The following is a 19,888-nucleotide window of genomic DNA, read 5'->3' as shown; positions in this document are numbered from 1 at the left end:
CGTCGCCTTCGGCATGCCAGCGCGGCGGCAAAGGCCGGCAAGTTGACGGTGCCCGCCCAGCGCCTTCGCGCAGCATGACGACGAAGTGGTGGCGAATGCTCTCCCACACACCGCCATGTAGGAAAGCGCGCATGTAACCATAAACCGTGCGCCACGGCGGGAAGGCCGGAGGAGGAGGCAGGTGCCGCCACTGGCAGCCGGTGCGCACGACGTAGAAGAGGCCGTCCAGCAGGTTCCGAATGTCTGTCGTGCGCGGCCGCCCACCGGGCTTGGCGGGCGGCATCAGCGGCTCAAGCAACCGGAACTGCTCATCTGTCATGGCTTGGCCGGAGCCGAAATCTCCAACCAGCACGCGATCAGCGGGCGTCCACATGGCGGTCCCCAGGCAGGAGACCGCTTGCAACGCCGTCCGAGAGGCCAGGATCAGCCCGTCAGGCCGGTGCCCTCACCACTTTGCAAACGGGGTCTCAGTTCGCTAACCTTCCCCGAAGCCGCCCTGTGGGCGAGAGCCTGGCTATCCCAGCGTCTTCCAAGTAGCCCCGCAAGGCCAATCCAGACCCCGTAACTGGCCGCTTTGAACTCAAGCCGAACCTGCTCTTCTTCGCGCAGATGGGCACGACCGGCAGCACCTCCGCCAGATGCATCATGCGTCATGGAATTCGCCCCAATGCCAAAGCTCTCCACAGTTTGCCGAGATGCGATGTGCCGTCCAGCACCATGTTGAATTCAAATCACAGCATGGGATTGGCTGTCGGCATTGCGGTTCACCATCTTCTATCAGTCCTGGCGCCATCCCCGCGTGAAGAAGGGCCGGAACATAACCGCTTTTAGATAGAAAACGGTTCTACGAAGCCGCGCCGCGTTCCAACCACGAGGAACCGGCCGGGAGTCCTCCTCATCACGTTCCACGATGATCTCGAGGGTCAAGAACGGCACACGGTGCTTCGCAAAAGGCGCAGGAAAGATGTCGTCGACGCGGGGCGCTGTTCCCGACCGAAACGCATCTGGATCTCGCGGCCGGATCGTCCGCACCATCCGCCGAAGCAGGGCTGGAAAGCCTGGGTTGGGAATAGGCACTGGCAGGCGGCGGCTCCGCCGGTGCTCTTGCCAATCCTTCCTTGCCCGCTGGAACCGCGCATAGCGCTAGGCCGATTGCGGGAGCGCAGTGATGATGGCGTTCTGACGTGGGAGCCAGACGATGTAGAGAAGCCGCTCTGCTAGGCCGTCAGGAACGTATACGCCCCAGACCTCCCGCCCAGTGAGGATGTTCCGACCGATCCGCAAGGCGTCCTTGCTTGGGCCAGCCTGCAGGCGTCGAAGCATTTTCGAGAAGGCGCCGGGCGGAAGAACCATCCGGTACCGCTCGAAAATGCGGCGGTGGAAATGCCAATGCTTGATGGGAATGCATGCGCCATCCCAGGCGCCCAGATCCTCGCCGAAGCGGTCCGCTGTCTGATCAAGCATGGGTTCTGCTCGGTTCGCACATGATGGCGTAACGGTACGAGACTGCCCAGTGCCGGAAAAGCTGCGTTCGCGTCGAACTCCCCAAGGTTTGTCCAAACCGCAAGCTGATGGTTCAGAGCTTTATGAGGCTTGTGCACGGATCAGGGGAGGCACAGGCTGCAGTGATGATGGGGGTTGTCCTCTTCCACTGCTGCAGCGACCAGATGGCACCGTCAACTTGCCGGCCTTTGCCGCCGCGCTGGCATGCCGAAGGCGACGCACAACAGAGTTCAGGCCGCGGCGGCGACCCCGCTGATACCCGCCCACACCTCAAACGCCCGCGCCCTTGCGGCACGATACTGGACGGCGGAGACATGGTCGCGGCGGAGACGGAAGAGGTTGGCGATCTGGTCGTGCGTGGAGAGGAAGCGCTGTGCTTGCCGAGGCGACTTGAAGCGCTTCATCTGCCGTTCTCGTCGTCGCGTCGGCTGATGTGAATTCTCGGCCCGGTTATTAAGGCCCTTGTGCTGGCGATGCTCGACCCCAGGCATCACCTCCCGTTTGGCTGCCCCGTAGCTTGGGAGCTTGTCAGTGACCATGACGCGTGGCGCCCGACATTGCCGCTTCAGCAGCTTGCGCAGCAGGCGCTTGGCGGAACGCTTGTCGCGTCGGCTCTGCACCAGCACGTCGAGCACCACCCCGGTTTGGTCCACGGCACGCCAGAGCCAGTGCTGCACCCCAGCGATCTTGGCCGCTACCTCGTCAAGGTGCCACTTGTCTCCGGCACGGGGCAGCCGCCGCCGGATGCGACAGGCGAACTCCCGGCCGAACTTGAGCGCCCACTGCCGCACCGTCTCGTGGCTGACCACGATGCCGCGCGCTGCCAACATCTCCTCGACCATGCGCAGGCTGAGTGGGAAGCGGAAATACAGCCACACCGCCTGGCTGATGACCTCGGCCGGGAAGCGATAGCCGGCATATAGGGACTTGATGGCTGGCGGGCTCATTCCGGCCGTCTACCGGACCGAACCCGGCCAGCCAAGCCCCGCTCAACCTGACGGTGCCGGCGCCGGACCGCTTGGGCGGCACTGCCCAAGCGCTGCTGGCTTCCCTAGGGACTGGCCTCTGCACCGCGGTCTTGCTGCTCGCCTCGGGGGCTTTGTATGACCAGGTCGGGCAGGCCGGCTTCTGGGTCATGGCAGCGCTCTGCGCCCTGGCGCTTCCGCTCGCCCTGCGGCTCGAGGCAGCAACATCAGAGCGCTGATTCCATCATCAGGGAACTCTGTTGCATGGGTCGGCGGATTAGGCACATTGAGCTCCACTCGATTCCAGGTCATGCGGTCCGGACGTACTCCGGGCGTCCGAGGTCCAGCATTCGGTTCAGCATGTTCCCCGCGATCGCCACTTCGGTCGCTTGGCGCCCGTCTGTCTGAAAGCGCAGCCCTTCGCCGACGACCCGCTTCCAGCGCGAGATGTCAGGCTCCACCAAGGCGCGCCAGCCGTAACCCGACGCCCGCTGCCAGCCCATCCTGCCGCGCTGGGCAATACATCGCAGATGCGCATCGCGCCGCGTCGGTGCAGTCTCCGCGGCTGCACTCGGCACTGCGTTGGCGCGCGGCGGCACGATGACGGCCGCCTCGGGATGCCGTGCCCCGACCTGGGCATAGACATCGTCGCGGTCGTAGGCGCCGTCGCCGGTCAAGGCTGCCACCGGCCCATCCACCTGGTCGAGCAAGGGACCGACCTGGGAGCCATCGTCGGCATCCCGGTCGGTCAGCACTGAGGCGACGATTTCGCCGGTATCGGCGTCGGTGGCGAGGTGGAGCACCCGCTAAGCCCGGCGCCGCTTGGTGCCGTGCTTCTCCTCCAGCCAGCCGCCGGGCCCGCACAGCCGCAGCCCGGTGCTGTCCACCAACAGGTGCACTGGCTCGCCGCCGCAACGCGGCCGCGCCACTTCCAGCGCCTCGGCCCGGCGGCTCAGGGTCGAATGGTCCGGCACCGCGAGATCGAGGCCGAGCAACTGCAAGATGGAGCCAATCAGGCCCTCAGTTTGGCGCAACGCTAGGCGGAACACGGCCCGCAGCGTCAAGGCGGTTGCGATCGCCAGGGCCGAGTACTTCGGCTGGCCGCCCCGACCGGTACGCGCTTCGGCGCGCCAGCCCTCGACCGCCGCCTCGGAGAACCACACGGTCAGACTGCCGCGGGCGCGCAGGCCGGCATCATACGCCGCCCAGTTCGTCACCTTGTGGCGCTGCTTGGGGATGTGGTGCCGGCGATCGGCGTTCGTCTTGAATGGCAAGTGGGGCCCTTCAGGTTGGAGGGGACGGGCCCCAGCCTCACCCTACCCGAAGCCATCCAGGCCGGCGACCGATGCAACAAAGTGGCTTCAGGCTACAGACCGCTCCTCCTTCGGATTGGACGCGGCTTGGGCAGTACGCGAGGCCTGCATCGCTGCGCTCAGCGTAGAAGCGCCAAAACCCTCATTGGCGCTTCCGGCCTCTTGAGGTGGACGCGGGGCTAGGGCAGCCCGCCCGAAAGTCCGTTTCGGGTCGAATGCAGCGGTAGCCCGATGATCTGCTCCGCCGTGTGACGCTTCCTCGGCATCCCTGCCTCCTTCCAAAGAGGCCAACTCTCTCATCCAGGCCGGATCCCAGTCAGGGGGGAAGATCATATACCGAGATCGCGGCACGTCATCCTGACGCGACCGTGGTCGTCCCGCCACGCTCAAGCGCGGTGCCAAGTGCGGTGGCCGAGACCACGCCGACCCAGCGGGATGAGCCCCTCCGATGTATCGCAGAACGCGGCCGCATGGGTTGGCAGCGGGCATCGAGGTACAGTTGGCGTGCCCTGGTGAAGTCCGATATTTCGCGCTGGAAGCGCGTCATCGGCAAGGGGCTATGTTCGCAAACGGATGGGCGCCAGACGGCGGAGGTGGCCATCGCCTTCAACGTGCCGAATCGAATGCTCGACCTTGGACGCCCGGAATACGTTCGTGTTGCTTGATCCGAGATGCAGGAAGGGGGCAGTCCGCCCAGGCCGCTGATCCCTGCAACACGGTCGTTCGACACCGTAGTGATGCGGCTGCTGCGGGAGGAGCCCGGCCGGGTTCAGGCGTCGGGGGCACAAGTGTTCCTTGTCGGCGACGATGCCAAGGCCAAGGCGATGGTCGCCGCTTTGGTGGCGAATGGGTTGGGCGCGGTGGATCTTGGAGCGCTGGCGGCGACATGGATGGCGGAGGCCTTGGCGGACGCGTTCCGTCAGGGGATGGCGACGAGCCCTGCAGGCTGGTGGCAGGCGCTGCTGGTCGCCGGTCTCACCACCACCTCAGCCCGCCTTAATCCACCGATACGAGGATAGCATCAGCGTCCTGGTCTTGCTGCCTCAAGCCGCATGGCGAGCGGAAGCGCCAGGGCGCAGAGCGCGGCCATGGCCCAGAAGCCCGCCAGCCCGGCTTGGTCGTACAAAACACCCGAGACGAGTAGAAGCAACGCGGTGAAGAGGCCGGTCCCCAGGGAGGCCAGCAGTGCTTGGGCCGTGCCGCCCAGGCGATCCGGCACCAGCCGCGCCAGCATGGCCATCGCCGCCATGTGCTGCGCAGCGAAGGTCAGACCGTGCAGTGCCTGCATCGCCACCAGCACCGCCACCGGGACGTCCAGCGCGATGAGCGACCAACGCAGAACGCCGGCCGCCGCCGCCAGACCACAGGTTCCACCCACCCCCAGCCAAGCCACCAGCCGCCGGCCCAGCAGGAAGAACACAACGACCTCGGCCGTGACCGACAGGGACCAGAGCAGGCCGATGCTGCCCGGCCCGATCCCAGCCGCTTGCCAGCCCAGCACGGCGAAGCCGGCATAGAAGGCGTGGCTGCCCTGGATCAACCCCGAGACCAACACAAGTCGACAAAAGGCCGTAAGGCGCAGCAGTGCCAGCACCGGCCCGGATCCAGGCGCCCCCTCCTGCCGTGGCGCTGCGGGCCGCGGCAACAGCAGAGCTGACCCAGCTGCCAGAGTGAAGAACCCCGCATTGAGCCAAACCACGACGAGCGGCGACCCCGCTGCGGTCACCGCCCACCCCGCTGCCGTACTGGCCAGGATGAAGGCCGCTGCCCCGGCGCCCCGCACCACCCCGTAGTCCAGTCGCCGCCGCGGCTCGGCTGCTGCGCGCACCGCCAGAGCATCGGGCAACGGCGCGACCGGCGCGGTTGCCAACGCATGGGCCACGCCGACAAGCACCAACATGATGCCACCCTGCGCCCGGCCATAGCAGATCACGGACAACGCCGCGCCGAGCAGGGCCACGGCCAATACCTCCCGTGGGGTGCCGGTGCGGTCGGCTATCACACCCGCCACCGGCATGGCCAATAGCCGCAGTGCCGTCCCCATCCCGAGCAACAGCCCGACCTCGACCGGCGTGGCACCCTGCAGCGTCAGCACCGCCGGCAGGAAGGGACTCAGCACGCCCCAGCCGAGGAATATCAGCACGAACAGTAGCAGGTAGCGCGGCAGGGCCTTTGGCTCACCTGTCGCATTTAGCAGCGGCAATCGATGGCCAGAAGCGACGGCGCCAGGCGGCTGTCTCCACCGATAGCGCCTGGCCTTCCACACCTAAAGTTAGCCGTCCAGCTCACTTCGCACCATCGCCGCGCCTTCCACCATGGCCCTCATTTTGCCAAGCGCGACGTCGCGTGGCAGGTACTTCAGGCCGCAGTCTGGCGCCACAATCACCTTGTCCGCGTCCACATGGGGTAATGCCCGCCGGATGCGTCCCGCAACAGTGTCCGGGGTTTCCACAGCCATGTCGGACAGGTCAAGGACGCCCAGGATGATCGTCTTTCCGCGCAACTTCTCTAACACCGAGGTGTCGAGCGAGCTCTGAGCCGTCTCGATGGAGATCTGCCGCACATGGCAGTTGCATAGTTCCGGCAGAAAGGAATACCCGGCCGGGCGGGCATGAATCACTGCGGCGTAACCGAAGCAAATGTGTAGCGCCGTACGGCCTTCGATCCCCTCCAGGGCCCGATTAACCACCCGTAGTCCGTACTCACGTGCTTTCTCTGGCCGTGCCTGCATGTAGGGCTCGTCGATCTGCACCACGTCGGCGCCGGCGGTGAAGAGATCGCGGATCTCGGCATTCACCGCCTCCGCGTAATCCATCGCCATCTCCTCTTCAGACTTGTAGAAGTCGTTCTGTGCCTGCTGCGCCATGGTGAAAGGGCCGGGCACGGTGATCTTGATCATCCGGTCCGTATTCGCGCGCAGGAACTGCACATCGCGGACCTCCACCGGATGACGCCGGCGAATGCGACCCACGACACGCGGCACCGGGTTGGGGTGGCCGCTGCGGTCTAATGCGCTTCCTGGATTATCAAGATCTACGCCGTCCAATGCAGTGGCGAAGCGGTTCGAGTAGCTCTCGCGGCGCATTTCCCCATCAGTGATGATATCGAGTCCAGCGTCCTCCTGCGCACGGATCGCAAGAATGGTTGCGTCGTCCTGTGCCTGATCGAGGTGCTCAGGCGAAACACGCCATAGCTCCTTCGCTCGGACCCTTGGTGGGAACCGACCGGCGAGCTTGTCGCGATCAATCAGCCAATCCGGCTGCGGATAGGACCCCACCAACGATGTGGGCAGTAGCTTATGCATCTTGGGCCTCCACGGCGCGGAAGGCCTCATGCCCACCCCTCGCCTTCATCTATCAGGAGGCTTTGCCGAGGCATGCTTCGCTGTCAACGCCGCAAGCTTGACGCCATGCCGGTGGCCCGCCACACCCGCGGCAACGAAGTCTTAACAGGTCCCCGCCGAGTCGCAGGGGCTGCCGGAGGAACATGTCATGGCGCAGCATCGGCGCTACTGGGTCTATGCCGGCATCTTCCTGATAATGGCGCTTTGTTACATCGATCGCATCAACCTCTCGGTTGCAGCACGGCCGATCGCAGCCGCCTACGACCTCTCACCCTTCCAGATGGGGATGATGTTCTCCTCCTTCCTCTGGACCTATCTGGTCTGCTTGGTTCCGATGGGCATGGTGGTGGATCGCTTCGGAGCCCGCGGCGTTACCGCCGGCAGCCTCTTCGTCTGGTCGGTTGCCGGCGTGCTGACGGGCGTTGCCACTACCTATCCCGGCCTCTTCGCCAGTCGGCTGGCCCTTGGCGTGGGCGAGGCCGCGAGCTACCCTGCAGGAGGCCGCGTCATCCGAGAATGGGCTCCCAGGTCAGAGCGTGGCATGGCGGCGGCGCTGCTGAACTCAGGCGCCTATTTCGGATTGGCCATCGGCGCACCGGCGGTAGGCTGGCTGGTGGCCGCCTATGGCTGGCGCGAGTCGTTCTACGTCACCGGCGCGGCCGGCGTGGTGTTGGCAGTTGCGTGGTTTGCACTGTACCGCACGCCTGAACGGGCTAGCTGGCTGGGAGCGGACGAGCGCGCGAAGATCCTGGCGGAACGAGGCGAGGTGGCGAAGCATGCCAATAGCACGGCCAAGGTCGCTACGCTCCTGCGCAGTCGCTCCATGTGGGGTGTGGCACTGACCCAGGGTTGCGCTGGATACACGCTCTACCTGTTCATGACTTGGCTGCCGACCTACCTGGCCGACACCCGTGGGCTTGACGTCATCAAGAGCGGCGCCTTCGCCGCGGTGCCTTACGCGGCAGCCGTGCCGCTCGGCCTGCTGCTGGGCGTCTTCAGCGACAAGCTCCTGCGGCGTAGCAATACCGCTGCGGGCGGCCGACGCAAGCTGATCGCTACCGCGCTTCTGGTCTCCTCCGTCATCCTGCTCACGCCCCTCGTCAACGACATTTGGCTGATCCTGATTCTCTTCAGCGTTTCCCTCACCTGCGTCTCCACCGCCATGGGGATGAACATCGCCTTGACCAGTGACCTGCTGGCTGATGGGTCTCAGGCGGGGGCGGCCACGAGCATGCTGATCTTCGGCGGCAACAGCTTCGGCATCGCCGCGCCCATCGCCACCGGCGCCATCGTCGGGTCGTCGGTCGGCTATGCTGGCGCTTTCATTGTGGCGGGAGTGTTGCTGCTGATTGGCGTGATCACCGCGTTGACCCTAACGCATCAGCCAATCGGAACGGCGCCGGACGTGGTCCCTGCCGAAGCAGCCACCCCCCCTAACCTGAAAGATGCCGCAGGGAACGTCCTCTGATGACACCGATCAAATTTGCCGCCGTCTCCCGCAACTACTTCAACATGCCCCTCTGGATCGGGGTGCATGAGGGCATGTTTGCCGCGGAGGGGATCGACCTTGCGGTGGAACTGCATGAAGGTGTGGATGAGGTTACTAATCGTCTCGCAGACGGCCGGGTACAGCTTGCCTACGGCATCACCGAGCATGTGGTGCTCGATGCGGAGAAGGGGGGAAGCAGCGAAATCATCGGCGGTAATGTCAACCGTCTGCCTTTCTCGCTCATGGCGGGGAAGAGCATTCGCACCTTCCAGGACATGCGCGGCAAGGTCGTGGGCGTCTCGTCCCTAGAGGCGGGGAGCTCCTCGCTCGTCATGAAGCTTTTCGAAGCTCATGGGCTGCATTACCCGGCTGATTATCAAATCACGGCCTGCGGGCCGATCCTGGCACGTTGGGAGAAGTTGCAGAGCGGCGAGATCGATGCCGGATTGCAGGGCGCGCCGCTGAACTACATTGCGGCGGACCAGGGTTATCGTATCCTGGCTGACCCAAGGACGGATTTTCCGGACTTCCAGTTCACCTCCCTGCACACGCTCGCGCCCTGGGCTTCTGCCAATCACGAGCTGGTGGTGCGCTTCCTGAAGGCCTTCCTGCGCGCCCATGCATGGTTCTACGCCAACAAGGAGGGCTGCACGGCGATCGCCATGGCCGAGACCGGCGTCGAGCGCCACTACGCCGGCCGCGCCTGGGACGAGTACGTGCAGGACGAGATTTTTCCGCGTGATGGCGACGCCTCGGATGCTGCCGTGCAGGCGCTGATCGACATCAGCGGGCTGATCCGCGCCTTGCCGAGCCGCACCCGCACCCACGCCGCCGACTATATCAATCGTGCCTATCTGCGGGAGGCGCAGGAGAGCCTGCGGGGCGCAGCGTGAGCAGGGCCGTGGTACGCTCGCCATACTCCATCGACTACGGCGATGCGCTGCGGCTCGGCTTCATCGTGCCCTCTGGCAACGTGATCGCCGAGCCGCAGATCCGTGCCATGCTGCCGGCAGGCGTCTTGCCGCTCTTTACCCGTCTGGCCTTGCGCGGCAGCTCGGAGGCGGAGCTGATGCGCATGATGGAGGGGGTGGAGGCGGCCGCCGAGCTCCTGGCGGATGCGCGGGTCGACCGCATCGTCTTTCACTGCACGGCGGTGACCACCTTCTCCCCGCAATCCGGCCCGGAGATCCGCCGGCGGATCGAGGCGAAGACTGGTATTCCCGGCATGGTGACATCTGATGCTCTGGCAGCCGCCTTCGCTGGATTGGGCTGGCGGCGGCTGGTGCTGCTCTCCCCCTACATCGCATCGGTGCATCAGCGGGAGATCACCTTCGTCGAGCAGCTCGGGTTGTCCGTGGTGCGGGACGCCTTTCTTGATATCGACACCAATGACGAGATGGCGCGGCTGTCGCCTGAAGCCCTGCGCGACTGGGTGCTGAATCACCGCGATGCCCAGGCAGACGGGTATTTCCTGAGCTGTACCGCACTACGCACAGCGGAGTTGATCGCCCCGCTGGAAGCAGAGTTGGGACATCCAGTGCTGACCAGCAACCAGGTGATGGTCTGGCATGCCTTGCGCAGTGCTGGCATGTCTCAGCCCATCCCAGGCTGGGGTGAGCTGCTAGAGCAGGTCTTGGACCTCCGGTCTGTCAGACGGCTCCCTTAAGCATAAGGCAGGCGCAGAGAGTGAGGTTTAAGCTAACAGATTTGTTGGTATGTCCTTTTTAGTCTTCGATAGTCGGCGATCAAGGTGACACGGCGAAAGTGGTCCGAAGGTGGATTAGCTTTTTGCCGAACTGACGTGCTTGAACTTGTTGCGCGTCTGATTGTTGGAATCAGCTTTTCTGCGATAGAAAAACTGAGCAGGCATTGCTAATTTGCGCCGCGCGGGTCTTAGAAGCTGTACGCGATTAAACTCCTTGCTGCGCCTGGGTTTGGGCGACGAGACGGCGTGCGATGATGGAGATCATCGCAATCCAGATGTGCCCGGCAAAGAGATCCGCGGCGCGGTCGTACACGATATTGAGCCTGCGGTAGCGGCTGAGCCAGGCGAACAACCGCTCCACAACCCATCTGATCCCGTTCGGCAGGAAGCGCCCGTCGCGCGTGCCGCCGGGCGAGACCGAGACATGGATGTCATGCTCGAGCGCTGCCGCGGCGAAGGGCGCGCCTTTGAAGCCACTATCGCCGAGTAGGTCACCTTCGAAGCCGAGCGCGGCCAGCCGCGGCAGCATCGGCAGAACGCCCGCGCGGTCGTCTGTGTTGGCCGGCTGCAGTTCGAGATCGAGCAGCGATCCATGCTTGTCGCAGACCGCGAACAGCTTCACGCCTTTGACCAGCTTGCCACCATCGATGCCGCGTACCCAGGCGGTCGGGGCTGACCGCAGGGAGCGGCTGTCGGCCACCACCGCCGAGGGCAGCACCTCGTCGCCGCAGGCCAGTCGCCAATCGAGCGCGAGACGTTGGCCCAGCCGTCGCCACAGGCCCAGGCGGGTCCAGCGCGCGAAGCTGCTGTGCAGGGTGGTGAAGGGAACACCAGAGAGCCAGCCGGCGATGCGCCACTGCAGGCCGCCGAAGGTCAGGGTCCAGATCAGCCCGATCAGGCGCCGCCGCAGCGTCAGGTCCGGCTTACGGCCGCGGCGATGCACGCCGACCCGCTCGCGATCCATGGCCTCCAGTTCCGCCTCGACCGCGAAGACGAAGACTTCGATGTCGGCCAGGGCGTTCCAGCCGTCGCCACGGCTGGGTCGGGGAACACGGCGAGCCGAAGGCGGAGGCAGGTCGACATTGCTGCGTAGGCTAGTGCGAGACATCGGCCCAACATGGTGAGGCGATGCCGACGCACTGCCCTACGTATCGAAGCCGCCCCGAAGCGCCCGGCTTATTTCGCGTTCAGACTCTAAGACCCCGTTTGCAAAGTGGTGAGGGCACCGGCCTGACGGGCTGATCCTGGCCTCTCGGACGGCGTTGCAAGCGGTCTCCTGCCTGGGGACCGCCATGTGGACGCCCGCTGATCGCGTGCTGGTTGGAGATTTCGGCTCCGGCCAAGCCATGACAGATGAGCAGTTCCGGTTGCTTGAGCCGCTGATGCCGCCCGCCAAGCCCGGTGGGCGGCCGCGCACGACAGACATTCGGAACCTGCTGGACGGCCTCTTCTACGTCGTGCGCACCGGCTGCCAGTGGCGGCACCTGCCTCCTCCTCCGGCCTTCCCGCCGTGGCGCACGGTTTATGGTTACATGCGCGCTTTCCTACATGGCGGTGTGTGGGAGAGCATTCGCCACCACTTCGTCGTCATGCTGCGCGAAGGCGCTGGGCGAGAGGCGAGCCCCACGGCGGCGATCGTCGACACCCAGAGCGTAAAGACCACGGAGAGCGGTGGTCCACGCGGCTGGGATGCCGCCAAGCGCCTGAAAGGGCGCAAGCGTCACATCGCGGTGGACACGGACGGGCTGCTGCTCGGCATCCTCGTGCACGCGGCCGACATCCAGGATGCCGACGGTCTCGGCGATCTACTGAAGCGCGTGAAGCCACTCTATGCCTGGCTCCGGGTCGTGTTCGCCGACAGCATCTACAATCGCCTTGCTGCCCTGCTCGCCTGCTTTCTGGCGGGTCTCGTGCTGATCATCGTCCGCCGCGCCGCAGGCAGCATCGGCTTCGTCGTGCAGCCGCGCCGTTGGGTGATCGAGAGATCGCTCGGCTGGTTCGGCCGTTGGCGGCGGCTGTCCAAGGACTACGAGGCGTTGCCCGAGGTCGCTGAGGCCATGGTCACACTGGCCGCGATCCGCCTGATGTTGCACCGCCTCGCCCATCCCAATCGCAGGCGGCTACCTGCACCATGACTTCACAAACGGGGTCTAAGGCGCTAATAGAACTAATGGGTCTCTAAACTAAGGATCTGGCACCGGATGTAAATTCTGGCGCGTCTCGGCGGAGCACGGGCCACCACTGATCTTTATCGCCTGCCATCTTCCTATTCATCGGCAAAAAATCCTCAAGTGGGATGCGGCTGCGCGGGGCGTTCTCAGGATCGTGGATAATGAGGGTGCCGCTATCAATGCCGATCAGCACAGAAGCGTGCCCGTAGGATTTACCTTGTGCGTTCGTCTTTTCCCAGTACACGATCAGCGGGCCGTATTTTTTTAGCGTAACAAGCACGGTAACAGCTACTTGTGGAAAACCACCTTCTAGCCTCATCAGTTTCTCGTTCTGCATGAACGTAGGGAGCCATCCGAAATCCATTGGCCAGTGTCCGAGGCCGGGAGTGCCGTTTGCATGGTTTATCGGCCTGCTGTGGAGCGCTGGCACTCCGAGCCTTGGTCCGGTCTCGAAGGAGTAGTTCACCATGCAGGCGCTAGCGTACCAGCAGCCGGTCGGATCCATCTGGATGTTATCTTTTCCGAAATTAAGCTGCGAAACAAACGGTACGTCGAGATACATTGCGGATCTCCATGAGAAGCGACAATTGCAATACGGAACGCTAAGGCTTTACCAAACCGGAAAATCAAATGACCAGTCCTCCGGAGCGGTCCAGGCAGATTTTTAGTGGAGCATGGTGGCGGCTTGGCCTGAGTTGGGGGATGGTGGACCACCTGGAGACGGCGGAGTTTCTGTCAGGACGACCTCTGGCGCTGGCGGTCGGTAGCGGAGCGAGGAGTGTGGGCGGACGGTATTGTAGTGCCGTCGCCACTGCTCGATGAGGGATTCTGTCAGGCTTCGCGCCAACCTGCCCGTAACCCGGCAGGACATGAATGTCTGACACCACAGACCTTACAGGGCGTTGTGCAGGCGCATTGTCTCCAAGCGTGCGTCGTGGTCGACCATCCGGTGCAGGTGGAATCGTAGTCCGTCAGACTTCTGCAGACCAGTAGCCGTCGACACCTCGGCGTGGCGCCAGCAGCGCACGGACACGATAATCGGACAGTACGAGCCCGCCCCATAGCGCCGCGCCGAGGATAAGGCAGAGGAGCTGCGGCGGTGAGCCTATCTCCCCGATGCGGACATGCGCGCAGATCGCGCCGCCAAGGAAGGCCGTCGTGAGCAGTGCCCCGAACGGCGCCGTGACGCGAGCAGCGAGGAGCAGGGCGCAGGTCAAAGTGACAACTGCGATGGCTGGGCCCGCCTGCGGCGGAAAGCCGATATGGGTCAGCGCAGTAACAAGGAAGGGCGGCGAGGCAATCTGGATGAACCCGTCCGTTATAAGGAAGGTTGACACAAGAAGCACGAGGGCACGGCCGATACGCTCGGCGCTACGGTTTGTCATTGTAAAGCTCTTTAGTTGAGAGAGGAAAAGTCGGTGTCGTACGTCGGCGCTCAAAGGCGAACCGGGGCTGGAGAATGCGTTACGCTGGTTCCGCCTCGATCATTGGACCCACAAACTCGATGCTGTAACGCCGTGCGACCTCGGGCAACACTGACGGCGGTTGGCCCTCCATCGCGCCGAAGAACCCATCCATGGCGCTCGGGCTGAAAACACCAAGCATCCGGGCCGGCCGGTTCCCAAAGTTGCGGAAGGCGTGGGTGCTGCCCCGCGGGATGAACAGCACTCCGCCCGGGCCGCTGCGGAAGCGTCACTCCTCAAGGGTGAGGATAATCTCGCCTCGAGAACGTAGAGCAGTTTCTCAATCGTGTGATGGATATGGAGCCGGCTGGCCGAACCCGGGCTCGATTACATCCTCGGCGCAGGAGAAGTTCTGCGCGGTCTGCTGGCCGTTGACGTAGTGAGCAACGAGCTCGCCGGGGAAGGGCGAAAGCCAGCGATGGGCCGCCGGATCTCGAAAGAAAGCGTGTGAGTAGGCCATCGTGGTCACGGGGAACTCCTGATCTGCGCCATGGACGGCGCGTTAAGGGGAGGATTTTAGCGTGGTGGGGGATGCGGCGCTTGACGTGTCACGCCGTAGATCGTCGAAAACCACCGAGACGGGATCAGTCTGCGGGGTGACCGAAGGTGTTCGATCTGATGCGGACGACGTCGAGGTGAGTCAGATCAACGTTGTGCAGCATGCGATCCTCCAACCGGGCAAGTTTGGCTGCACCGCGCGCGATCTGGTGGCGGCGCTCCCAAACGGTCCAGCCGCGCCAGAGCAGACCCGCGACGAGTTTGCCCAGGCTCGGACGGAGCGGGCTTCGCATGGGGCGCGGGGGATAATTGGTGAAAACAAGTGTCATTGCGGCTGTCCTGAACTCGGGGCTGGCGTATGGCTACGCGCGTCAATGGTGCGGTTGTCGGCGTTGGGCCGAGCGGAGGGAGCAGAAATATTGATCCGATATCGCATCGATTATATAGAAGCGCCTTGTTTCTCCTGTTTCGCCCGGCGCGCACTGCTGAGCCTTGCGCAGCGTGGCCGCTGGCCTCAACTAGCGGCGGTCTGCGCTTGACGGCGGACAATCGAGACCATCAGAAACGGTGTCCGTGGAGCGCGGAGCCCATGAGGGGGCCTTCGGAAATGCAGCAGCAGCTTCTCTTTGACGGCTCGTCACGAGCGCGCTGTCCCATCAGCACGGCGACCCGACACGCGCGCATCGGCGTGTTCCGGCATCGCCTCGACGGCTCGAGGCAGGCGCTTGCGACGGCCCCGGCACAGGATGCACATCTACTCATCGTGCAGCTCAAGGAGCATGCGCCGCATGATCTCTGGGTGGATGGCCAGCACCTGCCAGCTCCGCAGGTCGGGCGAGGCGCATTGGCGATTCTCGATCTGCGCCGCGAAACGCGGGCGCTCCTGAGCGCGGAAGTCGACAGCCTCCACGTCCACCTGCCGCGCCCCGCGCTCGACGACCTCGCCGCAGAAGCCGGCGCGCCGCCGGTGACGAGCTTTTCCACAGGGAAGGAATGGACGTCTGGCGACCTGATCGCGCAGCAGCTCTCCACGTTGCTCGCGCCGGTCGTAGACGATCCGAACCAGGTGGCGCAGGCCTATCTCGATCACGTCGTGCTCGCGCTGGCCTCGCACATCGCGGCAACTTACGGTGCGATGCGGCCACGGGAGACCCGCCCCGGAGGTCTCGCGCCTTGGCAGCTCAAGCGCGCTCAGGACATGCTTGCGTCCGATCCCACGAACGACGTCTCGCTTCATGACGTTGCAGACACCTGCGGCCTCTCCGTCTCGTACTTCTCCCGGGCCTTCAAGGTGGCTACGGGAACCACCCCGCACACTTGGCTCCAGTCATGCCGGGTCAACCATGCCAGGGGGTTGCTGCTCGACCAGTCGCTTCCGCTCGCCGAGATCGCCCAGCGCAGCGGGTTTGCTGACCAAAGTCATTTCACTCGAGTGTTTCGTCAGTCCATGGGTTCCACCCCGGGCGCGTGGCGGCGGTTGAAACGGGAAAGGTGAGTAGCGGGACGGTGCATCGGGCGAACTTCTGAAATCCGGCTCGAAGGACACGACGACGTAAAGTCCGCTCCCGAGAACAGCGGCAACCGCTCATAGGGTCCACGATGGACACGGAGCGGCCGTTGCGGCGATTGGATGGTTAGGCCTGCTACCCACCTGTCATGGCGGAAGCCCAGACCGGTCTGCTACCGCCCAAATCCTCCCGATTCAGCCATGGACCCGAAATCAATTGGCGACACAAATGCTCCGCACCCGGAGCTTGGGCGTCTCTGTCACATGCGGTAAGGACCGCTTGTCGCAAGAGGTGCGGAGCTTGCCATAATCCAGAAGGGCCGTGCCTCAGGCGTCACGTTGGAGCGCCGATGCCTATCCCAATGCAGAATCGAGCGACGACCGCGCTCCCGGCGCAGCGCATCTCCGTAGCGCGTCAACTCAAGCAAGCAATCATAGCGAAAAGAGGCTCCGATCCCGCCATCCGTGCAGGCTATTCAATGGCCTACTAGGCCACGGCAAACCCAAGGGTTGGGGTTCACTCAATCGCCGGCGGCGGCGTTCCTTTGGCAGTAGCCAGCCACAACCTTACGAACTCCAACGGGCTCGCCATCCTTTCCGCAAGCTCGTCCGGCGTCGCTTCCCGTCCAAGCTCCTGCAGCATCTGGCGGCTGGTCGTAAGCGTCAGCCGTCAGCGGCCTTGAGATGACGGGGCGTGCCTGCCGAGATGGTGGGCATGACGGACGCAGCTGAAGTGGCGGAACCGCTCGGAGCGGGTTCTTACGACGGTCGGAATGGCACGATGCGAGCGCGCCCGGAGCGGGGCGTTCGGGTCGAGGTCCACTCGGTGCGGCGGCGAGAGTGGCCGGACGAGGACAAGCTGCGAGTAGTGCGCGAGAGCCTGCAGCCGGGTGCGGTGGTGCAGGCGGTGGCGGACCGGAACGGGGTGAGCACGGGGCAGATCTATACCTGGCGCAAGGAGATACTAGCGGCGGCGGTGTCGGGGTTCATGCCGGTGGCGGTGGTGCCGGAGGCGCCGCGTGTGGAAGGACCGAGGCCGGCGCGGGAGGGTGTGGTTGAGGCGCCTGGCGTGATTGAGATTGGCTTTGCCTCCGGTGTGACGGTGCGTGCCAGCGGCCGGGTGGACATGGTGGTACTGCGGGGCGTGCTGGCCGAACTGGGTGGCCGGTGATGTTTGGCCCGCCGCCTGGCACGCGCGTCTACTTGGCTTGCGGCGCGACGGATATGCGGAAGGGCTTCGATGGTTTGGCAGCCCAGGTGCAGACGGTGCTGGCGCAGGATCCGTACAGCGGCGCGGTATTTTGCTTTCGTGGGCGCCGCGGTGACCTGCTGAAGATTTTGGTTTGGGACGGCCAAGGCCTGGTTCTCGTGGCCAAGAGGTTAGAGAAAGGTCGCTTCGTGTGGCCGCAGGCGACGAGCGGTGTTGTTTCACTCACGCCAGCCATGCTCTCGATGCTTTTGGAGGGGATTGACTGGCGCATGCCGGCCTGGACGGCTCGGCCCGAGGTTGTGGGGTAACGCTCCTCTTATTTGCGGCGACGCGCTGCGGTCAGCGACGCTGTACGCGTGACCTCCGACCTCGACACCGCGGCATTCCCGGACGATGTGGAGACGCTGCGCGCCCTGCTGGCGCAGCGCGATACGCTCCTTGCCGAGCGCGACGCTGCCCTGGCTGAACGTGACGCCGAGCTGCGCAATGCAGGCTTTGAGATCGAGAAGCTGAAGGTCCAGCTGGCGGCATTGCGGCACGATCGTTATGGCCGGTCCTCCGAGAAGCTGGCGGCCGAGGCCGACCAGCTTGAGATGCTGATCGGCGACCTCGAGGAGAACCAGGCTGAGCGCGAGGCTGCGGCGGAGAAGGAGCGCCAAACCAAAGGCAGGTCCGGCAATCAGCGCAAGCCTGCCACGCGCCGGCCACTGCCCGAGCACCTGCCGCGCGAAATAGTAGTGCACGAGCCCGTCCTGGCCTGCCGCTGCGGCTGCACCGATCCCGCCCGCCTGACGCGGCTCGGCGAGAGTATCACGGAGGTGCTGGAGAAGCTTCCGGCCAGGCTGAAGGTGATCCGGCATATCCGGCCGCGCTATGCCTGCCGGGCCTGCGAGGCCATGCTGCAGGCACCTGCGCCAGCCCTGCCCATTGAACGGGGCCGGCCCGGGCCCGGCTTGGTGGCCCATGTGCTGGTCTCGAAGTATCTCGACGGCCTGCCCCTCTACCGTCTCTCAGGCATCCTGGCGCGCGAGGGGGTGGAGGTCGAGCGCCAAACCTTGGCCGACTGGGTGGGCCACGGCGCCTGGTGGCTGCGGCCGCTGGCCGAGGCGATCGGCACCTATGCTCTGGCGCAGGGCGTGATCTGGACCGATGACACCACCATTCGCGTCCTCGCCCCGGGGCGCGGCCGAACCCGCATCGGTCGGTTTTGGGTCTATGCCTTTGACCCCAGACCCTGGGGCGGCACTGGCCCGCCGGCGGCGATCTACTACTACTCGCCGGACCGCAAGGGCGAGCGGCCCCGCGAACACCTGGCCGGCTATCAGGGCTGGCTACATGCCGATGCGTACGCCGGCTACGACGCGCTGACCGGGGCCAAGGGCGGCAGGCCGCCGCAGATCACGCATGTCGCCTGCATGGCCCATGCGCGGCGCGAGCTGTTCAAGGTCTACGAGAGCACCAGGTCACCGATCGCCGAGGAGGCCTTGCGTCGGATCGGCGAGCTCTACGCCATCGAGGCGGCGCTCAACGGCCAGTCGCCCGAGCAGCGCCGCGCGGCGCGCCAGATACAATGCAAGCCGCTGCTGGATACCCTACATGCCTGGATGCTGGAGCAGCGGCGCCGGCTGTCGGGCAAGTCAACGATCGGCAAGGCGCTGCAGTATGCGCTGAACCGTTGGGATGCGCTGTCGCGCTATGTCGAAGATGGCAAGCTCTCGATCGATAACAACCTCGCCGAGCGGCAGCTGAGAGGCATTGCCGTGACGCGGAAAAACTATCTATTCGTCGGTAGCGACGCAGGTGGGCAACGCGCCGCGATTATCTACACCATCGCCGAAACCGCAAAGCTGAACGGTCTGGATCCAGAGGCCTACATCGCCGCCGTTCTCGACCGCCTGGCGCATGGTCATCCCATCAGCCGTCTCGACGAACTCCTGCCCTGGAACTTCACGGCGCAGCGTCAACCTGCCTGAATGGGCTGACGCTTACGGCTGGTCCGCACCAGACGGTGGATCTCCCTCGCCATCTCATCCGGTAGATTGTGTGGAAAGCCATTCACCGCCGAAAACCTCCGTCCGAACTAAAGTCCCGTGAAAGTTGTCCTGCCTCACTGCAACACCACAGCCATGAGCCTGCATCTAGGGTTGTCGGTTTCAGCAAACCAACCCTAGCCAGGACCGTCACGATGGCCGCCACCATTACGGTTTCGGCCTCCTACACCACCTCAGGGGGCACGACCTCGTCTTGGCCTATGAAATTACTCACGGCCATCGGGCGCCACAGTGCTGCCTCTGCTTTCGGTCGGCGTTGTAGTCCTAAGTGGTAGAGCGGCTGAGGGGTCCATTGTGAGGGGCAGCGTCGCATCGAGAACACGCTGAACGCAGTTCTCAGAAGCTTCAGGACGCACGTAGAGAGCTTGGCATACTTGTTCGACGTGCGGGCGGAACACTGCGATAGCTTGCACCTGCTGAGGTGTTGCCGAACCGGGAGCGGCCGAAGGTGGTGCAACAGTTTGCGCAAGCGATTGGCCTAGTGCCGCGACCATTGGAATCAGTAGAGCCACATATTTTGCGAGCGCTATCGAGAACGATTGCATCTGAAATCCTTAGTGAGGGTAAGCATCCACCGCCCAACCAAGCAACTTGGCCTCGGCCCGCAGGGCGACAAGGTCATTCATAGACATGCACCATTTGGCGGCAATGTCACCATGAGCCGTACTGC

At 64.4% G+C, this 19,888-nt stretch carries 20 protein-coding genes and 3 pseudogenes; 10 read left to right on the top strand and 13 right to left on the bottom strand.

Annotated features, from left to right (window positions below):
• Positions 1-106 precede the first annotated feature (106 nt).
• From LH62_RS32225 to LH62_RS28785, 4 genes and pseudogenes are all read right to left on the bottom strand, one after another.
• A pseudogene (locus LH62_RS32225) lies at positions 107-319 on the bottom strand (transposase); the annotation flags it as partial.
• A gap of 824 nt (positions 320-1,143) precedes the next feature.
• The gene (locus LH62_RS26590; RefSeq protein WP_043367216.1) at positions 1,144-1,464 is read right to left on the bottom strand and encodes a hypothetical protein; all 321 of its coding nucleotides are present in this window, start codon (positions 1,462-1,464) and stop codon (positions 1,144-1,146) included.
• 269 nt (positions 1,465-1,733) lie between these two features.
• Complete coding sequence (locus LH62_RS26585; protein WP_043367215.1) at positions 1,734-2,450, bottom strand: IS6 family transposase; 717 nt, start codon at positions 2,448-2,450, stop codon at positions 1,734-1,736.
• Between the two features lie 326 nt (positions 2,451-2,776).
• Positions 2,777-3,742 (bottom strand): annotated as a pseudogene (locus LH62_RS28785) (IS5 family transposase).
• A gap of 551 nt (positions 3,743-4,293) precedes the next feature.
• On the opposite strand from LH62_RS28785, the gene LH62_RS31340 reads away from it, so the two are divergent.
• A complete protein-coding gene (locus tag LH62_RS31340) occupies positions 4,294-4,446 on the top strand; it encodes a hypothetical protein (protein WP_160299908.1) in 153 nt (50 codons plus the stop codon).
• Between the two features lie 6 nt (positions 4,447-4,452).
• Positions 4,453-4,800, top strand: coding sequence for a hypothetical protein (locus tag LH62_RS26565; protein ID WP_043367210.1), 348 nt, complete (start codon positions 4,453-4,455; stop codon positions 4,798-4,800).
• A 2-nt stretch (positions 4,801-4,802) separates the two neighbouring features.
• Here the strand turns inward: LH62_RS26565 and LH62_RS26560 are convergent, their stop codons facing one another.
• Together LH62_RS26560 and LH62_RS26555 are read right to left on the bottom strand one after the other, a co-directional pair.
• A complete protein-coding gene (locus LH62_RS26560; protein WP_201445674.1) occupies positions 4,803-5,924 on the bottom strand; it encodes an MFS transporter in 1,122 nt (373 codons plus the stop codon).
• Positions 5,925-6,053: 129 nt separating this feature from the next.
• Positions 6,054-7,085 (bottom strand): uroporphyrinogen decarboxylase family protein, encoded by a 1,032-nt coding sequence (locus tag LH62_RS26555; RefSeq protein ID WP_043367209.1) that lies wholly within the window; start codon positions 7,083-7,085, stop codon positions 6,054-6,056.
• A 187-nt stretch (positions 7,086-7,272) separates the two neighbouring features.
• Here LH62_RS26555 and LH62_RS26550 point away from each other — a divergent pair, with 187 nt between their 5' ends.
• The 3 genes from LH62_RS26550 to LH62_RS26540 are packed head-to-tail and all read left to right on the top strand — an operon-like array spanning position 7,273 to position 10,279.
• The gene (locus tag LH62_RS26550; RefSeq protein ID WP_043367208.1) at positions 7,273-8,592 is read left to right on the top strand and encodes an MFS transporter; all 1,320 of its coding nucleotides are present in this window, start codon (positions 7,273-7,275) and stop codon (positions 8,590-8,592) included.
• Positions 8,592-9,506 (top strand): ABC transporter substrate-binding protein, encoded by a 915-nt coding sequence (locus tag LH62_RS28780; RefSeq protein WP_052215123.1) that lies wholly within the window; start codon positions 8,592-8,594, stop codon positions 9,504-9,506. Before LH62_RS26550 ends, LH62_RS28780 begins: the two co-directional genes overlap by 1 nt.
• Entirely contained in the window at positions 9,503-10,279 is a 777-nt protein-coding gene (locus tag LH62_RS26540) for a hypothetical protein (RefSeq protein WP_052215122.1), read from the top strand. Before LH62_RS28780 ends, LH62_RS26540 begins: the two co-directional genes overlap by 4 nt.
• 244 nt (positions 10,280-10,523) lie before the next feature.
• Here the strand turns inward: LH62_RS26540 and LH62_RS26535 are convergent, their stop codons facing one another.
• The gene (locus LH62_RS26535; protein WP_144404731.1) at positions 10,524-11,282 is read right to left on the bottom strand and encodes an IS5 family transposase; all 759 of its coding nucleotides are present in this window, start codon (positions 11,280-11,282) and stop codon (positions 10,524-10,526) included.
• A 328-nt stretch (positions 11,283-11,610) separates the two neighbouring features.
• Between LH62_RS26535 and LH62_RS26530 the strand changes: the two genes are divergently transcribed.
• Complete coding sequence (locus LH62_RS26530; protein ID WP_052215121.1) at positions 11,611-12,453, top strand: IS5 family transposase; 843 nt, start codon at positions 11,611-11,613, stop codon at positions 12,451-12,453.
• A 43-nt stretch (positions 12,454-12,496) separates the two neighbouring features.
• Here the strand turns inward: LH62_RS26530 and LH62_RS29775 are convergent, their stop codons facing one another.
• From LH62_RS29775 to LH62_RS30730, 5 genes and pseudogenes are all read right to left on the bottom strand, one after another.
• Positions 12,497-13,051 (bottom strand): papain-like cysteine protease family protein, encoded by a 555-nt coding sequence (locus tag LH62_RS29775; protein ID WP_082012960.1) that lies wholly within the window; start codon positions 13,049-13,051, stop codon positions 12,497-12,499.
• Between the two features lie 102 nt (positions 13,052-13,153).
• Positions 13,154-13,327 (bottom strand): annotated as a pseudogene (locus tag LH62_RS30740) (integrase core domain-containing protein); the annotation flags it as partial.
• Positions 13,328-13,460: 133 nt separating this feature from the next.
• A complete protein-coding gene (locus tag LH62_RS26525; protein ID WP_043367207.1) occupies positions 13,461-13,874 on the bottom strand; it encodes a DoxX family protein in 414 nt (137 codons plus the stop codon).
• A 358-nt stretch (positions 13,875-14,232) separates the two neighbouring features.
• Positions 14,233-14,421, bottom strand: a complete 189-nt coding sequence (locus LH62_RS30735) for a hypothetical protein (protein ID WP_144404730.1) — start codon at positions 14,419-14,421, stop codon at positions 14,233-14,235.
• A gap of 115 nt (positions 14,422-14,536) precedes the next feature.
• Positions 14,537-14,779: a hypothetical protein gene (locus LH62_RS30730; protein ID WP_144404729.1), complete on the bottom strand. Its 243-nt coding sequence runs from the start codon at positions 14,777-14,779 to the stop codon at positions 14,537-14,539.
• Between the two features lie 278 nt (positions 14,780-15,057).
• Here LH62_RS30730 and LH62_RS26515 point away from each other — a divergent pair, with 278 nt between their 5' ends.
• A complete protein-coding gene (locus tag LH62_RS26515) occupies positions 15,058-15,945 on the top strand; it encodes an AraC family transcriptional regulator (protein ID WP_052215119.1) in 888 nt (295 codons plus the stop codon).
• Positions 15,946-16,474: 529 nt separating this feature from the next.
• Here LH62_RS26515 and LH62_RS29765 read toward each other — a convergent pair.
• Complete coding sequence (locus LH62_RS29765; RefSeq protein ID WP_082012958.1) at positions 16,475-16,600, bottom strand: sigma-70 domain-containing protein; 126 nt, start codon at positions 16,598-16,600, stop codon at positions 16,475-16,477.
• A gap of 138 nt (positions 16,601-16,738) precedes the next feature.
• Between LH62_RS29765 and tnpA the strand changes: the two genes are divergently transcribed.
• From tnpA to tnpC, 3 genes are read left to right on the top strand one after another with little or no spacing between them, the layout of a single operon-like run.
• Positions 16,739-17,128, top strand: coding sequence for an IS66-like element accessory protein TnpA (tnpA, locus tag LH62_RS26510; RefSeq protein WP_043361366.1), 390 nt, complete (start codon positions 16,739-16,741; stop codon positions 17,126-17,128).
• Positions 17,128-17,475, top strand: a complete 348-nt coding sequence (gene tnpB, locus LH62_RS26505) for an IS66 family insertion sequence element accessory protein TnpB (protein ID WP_043366699.1) — start codon at positions 17,128-17,130, stop codon at positions 17,473-17,475. The genes tnpA and tnpB overlap by 1 nt, the downstream gene beginning before the upstream one ends.
• A 48-nt stretch (positions 17,476-17,523) precedes the next feature.
• Positions 17,524-19,140: an IS66 family transposase gene (gene tnpC, locus LH62_RS26500; protein ID WP_043366697.1), complete on the top strand. Its 1,617-nt coding sequence runs from the start codon at positions 17,524-17,526 to the stop codon at positions 19,138-19,140.
• Positions 19,141-19,888 lie beyond the last annotated feature (748 nt).

This window comes from Belnapia sp. F-4-1 (assembly GCF_000802185.1).
GTDB lineage: Bacteria > Pseudomonadota > Alphaproteobacteria > Acetobacterales > Acetobacteraceae > Belnapia.
The sequence above is the reverse complement of the archived record's forward strand: the minus strand, read 5'-3'. Positions and strand labels throughout refer to the sequence as shown.

What these genes read in the sequence shown, in the direction of transcription:
- LH62_RS26515 (WP_052215119.1), top strand. Translation starts at nt 15,058, where the DNA reads ATGCAGCAGCAGCTTCTCTTTGACGGCTCGTCACGAGCGCGCTGTCCC.
- LH62_RS30730 (WP_144404729.1), bottom strand. Translation starts at nt 14,779, where the DNA reads ATGACACTTGTTTTCACCAATTATCCCCCGCGCCCCATGCGAAGCCCG.
- LH62_RS26565 (WP_043367210.1), top strand. Translation starts at nt 4,453, where the DNA reads ATGCAGGAAGGGGGCAGTCCGCCCAGGCCGCTGATCCCTGCAACACGG.
- LH62_RS26555 (WP_043367209.1), bottom strand. Translation starts at nt 7,085, where the DNA reads ATGCATAAGCTACTGCCCACATCGTTGGTGGGGTCCTATCCGCAGCCG.
- LH62_RS29765 (WP_082012958.1), bottom strand. Translation starts at nt 16,600, where the DNA reads ATGCTGCAGGAGCTTGGACGGGAAGCGACGCCGGACGAGCTTGCGGAA.
- tnpB (WP_043366699.1), top strand. Translation starts at nt 17,128, where the DNA reads ATGTTTGGCCCGCCGCCTGGCACGCGCGTCTACTTGGCTTGCGGCGCG.
- tnpA (WP_043361366.1), top strand. Translation starts at nt 16,739, where the DNA reads ATGCGAGCGCGCCCGGAGCGGGGCGTTCGGGTCGAGGTCCACTCGGTG.
- LH62_RS26550 (WP_043367208.1), top strand. Translation starts at nt 7,273, where the DNA reads ATGGCGCAGCATCGGCGCTACTGGGTCTATGCCGGCATCTTCCTGATA.
- LH62_RS26590 (WP_043367216.1), bottom strand. Translation starts at nt 1,464, where the DNA reads ATGCTTGATCAGACAGCGGACCGCTTCGGCGAGGATCTGGGCGCCTGG.
- LH62_RS26535 (WP_144404731.1), bottom strand. Translation starts at nt 11,282, where the DNA reads ATGGATCGCGAGCGGGTCGGCGTGCATCGCCGCGGCCGTAAGCCGGAC.
- LH62_RS29775 (WP_082012960.1), bottom strand. Translation starts at nt 13,051, where the DNA reads ATGTATCTCGACGTACCGTTTGTTTCGCAGCTTAATTTCGGAAAAGAT.
- LH62_RS26525 (WP_043367207.1), bottom strand. Translation starts at nt 13,874, where the DNA reads ATGACAAACCGTAGCGCCGAGCGTATCGGCCGTGCCCTCGTGCTTCTT.
- LH62_RS26530 (WP_052215121.1), top strand. Translation starts at nt 11,611, where the DNA reads ATGTGGACGCCCGCTGATCGCGTGCTGGTTGGAGATTTCGGCTCCGGC.
- LH62_RS26585 (WP_043367215.1), bottom strand. Translation starts at nt 2,450, where the DNA reads ATGAGCCCGCCAGCCATCAAGTCCCTATATGCCGGCTATCGCTTCCCG.
- LH62_RS28780 (WP_052215123.1), top strand. Translation starts at nt 8,592, where the DNA reads ATGACACCGATCAAATTTGCCGCCGTCTCCCGCAACTACTTCAACATG.